Below are 9,348 nucleotides of genomic sequence, written 5' to 3'. Positions count from 1 at the left end.
ATTAACTAAATGTTGAAATTCCTCCAATGAATTAATAGTAATACTGGGAACAAAAAGACTCTCTAAGACAGATACATCCTCAATTTGGTTAATCGTTTCAATCAGGGAATTAGGAATCTCCCCAAAACGACTTTGTAAAGCTAAAATAATATACTTTTGGCTAGTTAATTTAGCTCCTTCTTCGAGAGCCATTTCTTCTATGGTGCTTAAAAAAGGCATGATTGCTCTCCTCCTCGTATTGACTGAGTTTTGTTTTAAAGTTAAGTTGAAGTTGCGGGGGTAAGGTCATCATTTTATCAATGAATTTCCCTAGATTGATAATCTCAAACTTGGTTAATCCCCTTTGATATAAACCTCTGACTAAGTTCCACTTCCATTGTTCACGCTCCCTGAGATTATTAGTCGTAGCCTTAGTTTTTAGGTGTGCCATGACTATTATAGCCCAAATATTCTCACTTTGTTCTAAGTCTTCCCATTGATAATCCAATAATTTGACCATTAAAAAATCGACTCTCACTTGACTTCCCCCTAACCCATATTGATAAAAATCAGGTCGCCAAGACCTACTTTCATCCCCTAAAATAGCTAAACTAATAACAGGTTTATGGTACAAATCAAAGGCTCGATAATTATAAATAAACATTCGTTGAGGGAATTTTAGATCATATTGACTTTGGACTTCAATATGAATTAAAAGCCAGATTTCCTGATGATCTAATAACCAAACTTTCAATAATTTATCAGCATAGCGTTGCTCAGTTTCCGCAGCTGCCGTAATTTGTTCTAATTCTTTATCAAGGGAAATAGGGGTTTGATTCCAGTCAATTTCTTGATAAATATTGGGATAAAAGAAGTTTAAGAACTCTGCCAAATAAGTGCTAATCGCTTCTTTCCATGTTTTGTCGTAATTAGCTGTCACCTCAGCCATGCCTTTCCCACCTAATTGCTATATAATAAATAATATCCTAATCTTTCAAAAACAATGGACAATTCTAACCCTACTCCTATCCCCTGCGAAAATAGTGATACTTCTTCCTTAGAAACCGCTAACCACAAACCCTTTTGGAAAGCCATTGTGGAAATTGGTGAAAAAGTTCCCATTGAAGAGTGGAACAAATTACCTAAAGATTTTGCTCGCAATTTTGAACATTATATGTATGGCGCACCCAGAGACGAGGATGACGAAGACGAATGAGAAAGATTTTTTTAGATACTGCTTATCTTCAAGCACTGGTTGACACTCGTGATAGTTTACATCAATCTTCTGTAGCTATTACCGACGAGTTAGATATATTTCTATCTGTTACTAGCGAAATGGTGTTAACTGAATTACTCAATGCCTTATCTGGAAGGGGTGGGTATTTAAGGGATGCTGCCCCAGATATTGTGGATAAATTACACCAAGACTCATCAGTAGAAATTATCCCTCAAACCTCTCAGTTATTTACCGAAGCATTGCTATTTTATCGCCAAAGACGAGATAAAAGCTATAGCTTAACAGATTGTGCTTCGATGTTGATTATGAGACAACAAAACCTCTCCGATGCTTTAACTTTTGATCGCCATTTTCAACAAGAAGGATTTAATGCACTACTGAGAAATTAGGAGGTAAAATAACTAATTGACTTTTTGAGCTACTTCTGCTAGACAATCAAAGTGACGACCATATTTAACAATAATCGTCATCGATCCTCGATAATCAATTAACCCTGTCATTACCGCTTTAACTGCACCAATTTCTTGATTAACAAATCGTTCCCAATTCTCTCTAGTTGCTGAAAAAATAGGTAAAGATTCATCCATTTCTTCAATCAGTTCTAAACTAACAATCTGACCCTGATCATCCCATTCTGAACAAACAGAAACCCCCTGACGATCACTAAACCAAAGAATTACTTTTCCCAATTTAGTGAACTTTTTACCTAAGTTTTCTTGTTCGTTCCATGTCGTTTGATAGGCAGACCACCATTCTTGAGAAAAACGAGTTAACGGTTGATTCATGAGGTATAATCAGAAAATAAAAAACTTGTGTTTAGTTTACCATTATCAGGATAACCTATGATCATCTTAAAATTCCTACTTTATGCCCCTCAGGGTAAGCGCATCTTAACAATCCTTGACAAAATGAACTTTATATGGTTTGCCTACCCAGAGCGCGGTTTAGACATATTTGAGTAGAATTTGTCATCGCAGTTGAGAGCATAACTATTCTGATTGACTGGTATGATTGCAAATGTGTAGAGGACAAGCAGCTGACAAAATTGGTCAATTGTCAATAGCGTTCTTTTAAAACCGTTGTTAATCTCGAAAAAATTGCTAAATAATCATGATGAAAGCCTACGAATATCATCACATTGTCAGTTTTCAAGAAACTAACTTAGTCGGTAATGTTTATTATGCCAATTATGTGCAATGGCAAGGTCGTTGTCGAGAAATGTTTCTCAAAGATAATGCCCCAGATATTATCACAGAATTATGCCAAGGATTGGCTTTAGTAACGGTTCGAGTATCCTGTGAGTATCTGTCCGAATTATTTGCCTTTGATCATGTTATTATTCGGATGCGTTTAGGAGAGATTAAACAAAACCGAATTACCATGTTATTTGAATATTGGCGAGTGACTGATGAAGGTGAAGAATTAGTGGCAAAAGGGGAACAACAGACGGCCTGTATGCGACGAGAGGATGGTGAAACCAGACCCACTCCAATTCCCGCTCAACTGAAATTAGCTTTAGAGAAATATCACATCCCGATCTAAAGGATAACCCGAGGAATGTGAGATAAAAATAACCGATAAAAAATGACTCTCCTAGACTGGTTATAGCCAATTAGTGGTTTAAATGAGCTTAACCCGAAACTTCCGCCGCTTTCATTTATCCCAGCATGAGCCGACTCCTGTTGAGGCGGCTGGCCTAGATGACTACGCTACCCGTAAACCTTTTCAAACATCCTCTAAAAAATATCGGCAGGATCGGCATATTGGAGCTTATTAATAGCCGTGGCTCCGGCGATCAAGGACATGAGCAAGGTTAAGCCAAAGACGAATATTGCTCTAGTAGGGGTCATTTCAATGGGAAGTAAGGTGTATTTTTGGGTAAAATAATACTGAATCATCCCTAATAAAAAGCCAGGAATATAACCCAATACTGCAATAATCAGAGCTTGCTGAAAGACGAGCCACAGAAGATAACGATTGTGATATCCCATTGCTTTTAGAGTTGCATATTCTGCTAAGTGTTCTGCAACATTGGTATAAAGAATTTGATAAACAACCACAATCCCGACCACTAATCCTAAAAATACCCCCAAATTAAAAATAAAACCAATAGCTGTACTGGTTGCCCAATAATTTTTTTCAAAGTTAATAAACTCTTGCTTGCTTAATATTTTGACATCTTTCGGCAAATATTTCTTTAACTTTTTGAGTAAGGATTGCCGATCAATATCTGGTTGAAACTTAATTAAGCCAATATCAATGAACCGAGATGAACGATTCTGAAATATTCTTAAAAAGTTAGGGTAGCTCATTAGTAAGTTACCATCTGAACCAAAAGATGTACCTAATTCAAAGAGACCAACCACTTCTATTTTTCGATTATTACCAGAATTTCCCACCTCGGTAATAATAGTTTTACCCTTCTGGAAATCTTCAGCAATATTTCCAAACTCCCTCCGAGAATTTTGGTCAAATAAGGTGGTATATTTTATCTTTAATTTTTGCCAATTTTCTTTGATTCCCACAGCCTTAAATGCTTGATATCTTAAATCAATTCCAATTACAAAAATATTACGCCAATAGTTTTTTGTATCGGGATTTTTCCATTGAGCATAGCCTACATAGATTGGACTGACTAATTCCACTTCATTAAAGGATAAGACTTGTAATAGTCTTCGCTCACTAAAACTTTCCATGGCAATTAAGGATGTAGAACGAGGACTAATCAGGAAAGCATCACCTTCCAAACTATTATGTAAATGAACAGCACTCTCAAATAAAGCATCTCGAATTCCCAACTGCATAAAAATAATCACAGTGGAAAAAATAATACCAGATAGTGCAACAATTAAACGAGTTCTTTTATGAGCTAATTGTAACCAAGCAGTAGGAATATTCATCTTCTGAATGAGTTATTTAGTTAGGATGAATGATCACATTAACCTTTAAGTTAGTTAACCGATTAACTTTAGCACTAGAGCGATGATCTAAGCTAATTTTTACCTCGATAACTCTGGCATCTGTATCGACAACAGGATCGGTTCCTAAAACATCTTGTCGTCCCACTTTCCAACCTATTTCTTCCACAGTTCCCTCTAAATCTCCGATCATTTTATCGGTTTTTATCGTTACAGATTGACCTAATTTAACTCGACTAATATCGGTTTCATACACTTCTGCTTTAACATACATTTTTTGAATGTTTCCCAAATCTAAAATTCCTTCATTTTTCACTAATTCTCCAGGAAAAGTATGAATTTTTAAAATTCTTCCTGCATGGGGCGCACGCACATAGGATAATTCTAATTCCGCCTGAGCGCGTTCTACATTAGCCTTAGCTGTCATTACTTCATCTTGAGCAATTTGAAGATCAACAGGACGAATTTCCGTCACTGCACTTAGCATAGCTTGGTTTTCTTGAATTTGTTGTTCTAAAGTATTAAGAGTTCGTTGTAGATTGGCTCTGGCTTCCTGAATTTTTTGTTCTAAAGTAGTTGTAATGCGTTGCAAGTTAGCCTCAGCTTCTTGGAGTCTTTTTTGTGTAGTTGTCGCCTCTAAACAAAATCGCTCTTTTTCCCCTTGAGAAACTGCACCATTACGGTATAAAGATTGATAACGTTGACAATCTGTGAGAGAATTATTCAATTCTGCTTTAATTCTTTCAACGGTAGCTTTTTGTCCTAGTTTTTCCCCTTCAAGTTCCGATTCCAAACTAGAGATCGCTGCTTTTTGCCTCATTATTTGTCCCTCTAATTCCGCTTTGCTTTGACGCATACGGGAATCTTGAGCCATAATTTCGCCTTTTTTTGCCCCTTCTCTCACTTTTTCGAGTTTAGATTCTGCTAAACCCAGATTTGCTTGAGCTTGTTTCAGGGCTGCTCGCAAACGGGCATTATTATCTAAAATAGCCATAATTTCGCCTTTTTCAACTTTTTCTCCCTGTTTTACCAGTATTTTATCTACTCTACTTCCTTCCAAAAAGGCAGTGGCTGATATTTGAGTAATTCCACCTTGAGGTTCAAGATAACCAAGGGCAGCAACAGCTTCGGGAGTATCAGGAGAAACCGTCGAGGAAATCGATAACTGGGAAGCTTTCAAGGATGATTCTGGTCTAAAATAGACGATAATAACGGTTGTTCCCAAGCTAAATCCCATAAAAGCTCCTAAAAGACCCCAAAACCAATATTTTAAAGAATGGGAATTTTGAAGGCGAAAGTTAGCCATTGTTGTTAACAGGGATAAGGATTCATCGGCCTAAAATTGATTAATTCTTAAGATTACAGTGTTTCTGCTCAGGATGAAGCGTAACCTAATTTTATCGACTGGCGCGCCAAAACGACCACTTCGTACCTCATTATTAAGATAACTGCTATAATATCAAATCAATTTTGTTTAAGGTAACATGAGGTCATATCTTCGGCCTCCCATCAAGGGTTGTCAACTTTGTCAACTTTTTTTAACAATGGCATCTAATTTCTCAGGCACACCCTTCGAGCATCCTGCTGTCAATTTTGATCACAAATTTTCTCCTAGGCAGGTAAATCGTTTTCCACAACGATTGTTGCTCCTTTCACCCCAAGCCGCAACCTTTAATCAGCGTGGATTAATCTGTGATCCGCAAAGCGGCGGCCTAGCCGTTCAGCCTCAAAAACAGATATATTTGGAAACGATCGGGCAAACTTTTATCTATGGCTATAATGCAGCAATTATGGCTCATTCTCTCGCGGACTTGTTTCCTCTTCTTGAAGGTGTCACCCTCAATCTGAGAGGATTTGCTTATGAAGGGGCGGCGATGGCTTTATCTTTGCTAGATTGTTTAACCCTGGGTAAGCGCGATCGCTTTGAGCATTTTTTAGCAAACGAGGGGAAAAAGCATATTTACATGGCCTATGTAGGGAAAGGATGGCAATTAGCCCGTATTACCTTTTCTTTGCGCTTTTATCTCCAAAAATTAGCAGATTCTGCCCAACATTTTCCAGATTCTCTATTAGGGTGGTTAGCCCTTGACGGCTATGGATTTCATCAAGGATACTTTGCCGGGCCTAAGTATATCCGAGAGAGAAAGTCTCCTCAAGAATTATCGGGTTATGCGCGTCTTGTCTTTGCCCAAGGGTTAGGGCGCAGTCTTTGGTTTGTGAAAGGGGCAAATATTCCCGAAATTGCCGATCAGATCCAAAAATTCGACCCGCTGCTTCAACCCCATTTATGGAGTGGGATCGGCTTGGCTTGCACTTATGCGGGGGGAGTGTCTCCCGAAGAAATTCAACATTTAAAACAGCTGGCTGAACCTTATAGGGCAGAATTAGCCCAGGGAGCAGCTTTTGCGGCAAAAGCACGTTTACTAGCCGAAAACTGTACGGAAAATACCGAAATAGCCTGTCAAATTTTGTGTGGAATGGCTATTACTGAAACAGCCAAGATCACTGATGATACCCTCATCGGCCTAGATTACCACGACCAAATCCCTGCCTATGAGCAATGGCGACAAGCCATCCAAAGTCATTTTCGCACCTAATCCCCTCAACTGTCTTAAGCTTAGATTGAATGTAGTTACTTCTTTGAAACCATGAATCGTTTGGAAAAATTCATCCGACGCCATAGCAAGTCTATCTTGGCATTGGGGCTAATTTTAGTCTTATTCTCTGTTTCCCGTCTCCCTGCCCTATCAATGGCCGAAAGAGATGCGATCGCTTCTCGCTTTGCCTTTACTCGTTTTCCCTTACCCGAATTAGAAAATCAACCCTATCAAGTAGAAAGACCGACAAATCCCAGTTTAAGCCGTCATTCGGCCTGGATTTCGGCAGTTGGGGCGGCAGTTGCCCTGGGGGATCTCGATGGAGATGGCTGGGATAATGATCTCTGTCATGTAGAAACCCAAAGCAATCAGGTGATTATCTCCCCTGTTCCAGGTACGGGCAATCGTTATCAGCCCTTCACCCTGAATGTCACCGATTTTGACTATAACGATCAAACCATGGCCCCGATGGGATGTATTCCCAGTGATCTCAATGAAGATGGACTCAGGGATTTATTGGTGTATTATTGGGGACGAACACCGATCGCTTTTATCAAGCAAGATCAAGGTTATCTCCAGCAGCAAATCAGCCAAAAAAGGGAAAAATGGTACACCAATGCGGCAACCTTCTCGGATCTGGATGGGGACGGACACGCAGACTTAATCATTGGCAATTACTTCCAAGATAATGCCGAGATTTTGGATGTCAATTCTCAGAAAATCGAGAAAATGCAAGATTCGATGACCCGTGCTTATAATGGCGGTAAAAATCGAGTTTTCTTGTGGTCCGATGCCTCTACCACTGGAGTGACTTATCAAGAAGTCCAAGATGCTTTTGAGGAGAAAATTGCTCATGGTTGGACATTGGCCGTCGGAACAGCCGATTTAGACGGGGATTTATTGCCAGAGATTTATTTTGCCAATGATTTCGGACCCGATCGCCTCTTACATAATCGTTCTACTAGAGGACATCTCCAATTTGACTTACTGGAAGGGCAAAAAGGGTTAACGACACCCAATTCTAAGGTACTCGGCCATGATAGCTTTAAGGGAATGGGGGTAGATTTCGGGGATATTAACCATGATGGACTCTTAGACATCTATGTGAGTAATATTGCTTCGGAATACGCCCTAGAGGAAAGTCATTTTCTCTTTACCAGTACGGGAGAAACGGAGAAAATGTCTCGAGGAATCGCCCCTTATGTCGATAAAAGCGAACCCTTGGGAGTCTCTCGTAGTGGCTGGAGTTGGGAAACAAAATTCGGCGATTTTGATAATGATGGGGAGTTAGAAGCGTTGCAAGCTACAGGATTTCGTAAGGGTGACATCAATCGTTGGCCGGAATTACATGAGTTAGCCATGAGTAATGATCAAGTCCTGAAAATCCCCAATAGTTGGTTTCATTTCCAAGATGGAGACGATTTAAGTGGTCATCAACATAATCCCTTTTTTGTGCGGGGTAAAGATGGACGTTACTATGATTTGGCATCGCAATTAAGCTTAGATGATCCCTCTGTCACCAGAGGAATTGCCACCGCCGATGTGGATGGAGATGGGGATTTAGACTTTGTAGTAGCAAATCAGTGGGAAACCTCTTATTTTTATCGCAATGATAGTCCAAATATCGGTCAATCTCTGGAATTAGAGCTTTTAAACCCTGCGATCTCCCCTAATCCCTCTTCAGAAAAGGGGAAAATGGGTACTCCGGCAATTGGCGCAGCGGTTAAGGTGTCTCTACCTGATGGCAGTCAGCTGGTGGCGCAGGTAGATGGGGGCAATGGTCATTCTGGTGTGAGAAGTCCAGTGCTACACTTTGGTTTAGGCAAAATTGACCCTAATACCGCTTTACCCGTTGACATTCAATGGCGTAACCACAAGGGAGAAATTAAGCAAACCCAGTTATTATTAACGTCGGGTAAACAGACAATTTTGCTAGAGCAATCGGTTTAAAATCATTCTGTCAAGGGCGTAAGGTTTGCGCCCTTTATCGAAAAAATCGGGTCTAAAACCTCGCCTTAAAAGGCGAAAAGTTTTTGGAGCGGGGTATGGGTCTCCGTTACAAAAACGGCCTCCTGCCCCCTGCCTTCTGCCTTCGTTAACGTTTGTGTTGCATACTCTTTAACCGCTTTCGGAGAAACCCTGAAACCGACTATTCTGCAAATGCACCAATGAGGAATTGAGAAAAATACTAGACTTTAAGGTTTTAAATTTCCTCCTCGAATAAATCAAGTAATTGTGGCACTGGTAAAAGCAGTGATAGCGACAATAGCTATTTGTTTCCAGTTTTTTAATTCCCCAACTTTCTCGATTAAATCGGGAATTTTTTGGGTTAATACTGCTTGGGATTGAATTGTTACTTCAATTTTAGACGTGATAATTTTGACTTCCGTGATTTCTTTGTGTAGGTTAACAAATTGCTTGTTATTTTCTTCTCTCAGGGTTTCTATTTGTTGGCGATTATCTTCCTTTAGCGTATCAATTTGCTCGCGGGTTTCTTCTCGCAGGGAACTTATTTGCTCGCGGGTTTCTTCTCGCAGGGAACTTATTTGCTCGCGGGTTTCTTCTCGCAGGGAACTTATTTGCTCGCGGGTTTCTTCTCGCAGGGAACTTATTTGCT

General features: G+C 39.7%; 9 protein-coding genes and 1 pseudogene. 5 read left to right on the top strand and 5 right to left on the bottom strand.

What is annotated here, in order from left to right; all coding sequences use genetic code 11:
- Positions 1–928: pseudogene (locus tag IM475_RS21010) on the bottom strand (RpnC/YadD family protein); the annotation flags it as partial.
- Positions 929–982: 54 nt separating this feature from the next.
- Here IM475_RS21010 and IM475_RS21005 point away from each other — a divergent pair.
- Both IM475_RS21005 and IM475_RS21000 read left to right on the top strand, forming a co-directional pair.
- Entirely contained in the window at positions 983–1,195 is a 213-nt protein-coding gene (locus tag IM475_RS21005; RefSeq protein WP_147069347.1) for a hypothetical protein, read from the top strand.
- Complete coding sequence (locus IM475_RS21000; RefSeq protein WP_287728988.1) at positions 1,192–1,605, top strand: type II toxin-antitoxin system VapC family toxin; 414 nt, start codon at positions 1,192–1,194, stop codon at positions 1,603–1,605. The genes IM475_RS21005 and IM475_RS21000 overlap by 4 nt, the downstream gene beginning before the upstream one ends.
- A 12-nt stretch (positions 1,606–1,617) precedes the next feature.
- On the opposite strand, the gene IM475_RS20995 is transcribed toward IM475_RS21000, so the two are convergent.
- On the bottom strand, positions 1,618–2,001 hold the full coding sequence (locus tag IM475_RS20995; protein ID WP_012264713.1) for a hypothetical protein: 384 nt from the start codon (positions 1,999–2,001) through the stop codon (positions 1,618–1,620).
- A gap of 325 nt (positions 2,002–2,326) precedes the next feature.
- Here IM475_RS20995 and IM475_RS20990 point away from each other — a divergent pair, with 325 nt between their 5' ends.
- Complete coding sequence (locus tag IM475_RS20990) at positions 2,327–2,758, top strand: acyl-CoA thioesterase (protein WP_287728987.1); 432 nt, start codon at positions 2,327–2,329, stop codon at positions 2,756–2,758.
- Positions 2,759–2,952: 194 nt separating this feature from the next.
- On the opposite strand, the gene devC is transcribed toward IM475_RS20990, so the two are convergent.
- Complete coding sequence (devC, locus tag IM475_RS20985; protein WP_002762582.1) at positions 2,953–4,116, bottom strand: ABC transporter permease DevC; 1,164 nt, start codon at positions 4,114–4,116, stop codon at positions 2,953–2,955.
- A 16-nt stretch (positions 4,117–4,132) separates the two neighbouring features.
- The gene (locus IM475_RS20980; RefSeq protein WP_287728986.1) at positions 4,133–5,440 is read right to left on the bottom strand and encodes an ABC exporter membrane fusion protein; all 1,308 of its coding nucleotides are present in this window, start codon (positions 5,438–5,440) and stop codon (positions 4,133–4,135) included.
- Positions 5,441–5,678: 238 nt separating this feature from the next.
- On the opposite strand from IM475_RS20980, the gene IM475_RS20975 reads away from it, so the two are divergent.
- A complete protein-coding gene (locus IM475_RS20975) occupies positions 5,679–6,731 on the top strand; it encodes a DUF1702 family protein (protein WP_287728985.1) in 1,053 nt (350 codons plus the stop codon).
- A gap of 51 nt (positions 6,732–6,782) precedes the next feature.
- Entirely contained in the window at positions 6,783–8,681 is a 1,899-nt protein-coding gene (locus IM475_RS20970) for a CRTAC1 family protein (protein WP_287728984.1), read from the top strand.
- 275 nt (positions 8,682–8,956) lie between these two features.
- Here IM475_RS20970 and IM475_RS20965 read toward each other — a convergent pair whose 3' ends face one another.
- Entirely contained in the window at positions 8,957–9,268 is a 312-nt protein-coding gene (locus IM475_RS20965) for a hypothetical protein (RefSeq protein ID WP_502865886.1), read from the bottom strand.
- Between the last annotated feature and the right edge of the window lie 80 nt (positions 9,269–9,348).

Origin of the sequence: Microcystis sp. M061S2 (assembly GCF_020245605.1) — a bacterium.
GTDB lineage: Bacteria > Cyanobacteriota > Cyanobacteriia > Cyanobacteriales > Microcystaceae > Microcystis.
This window is presented reverse-complemented; position numbering and strand designations above follow the sequence as displayed.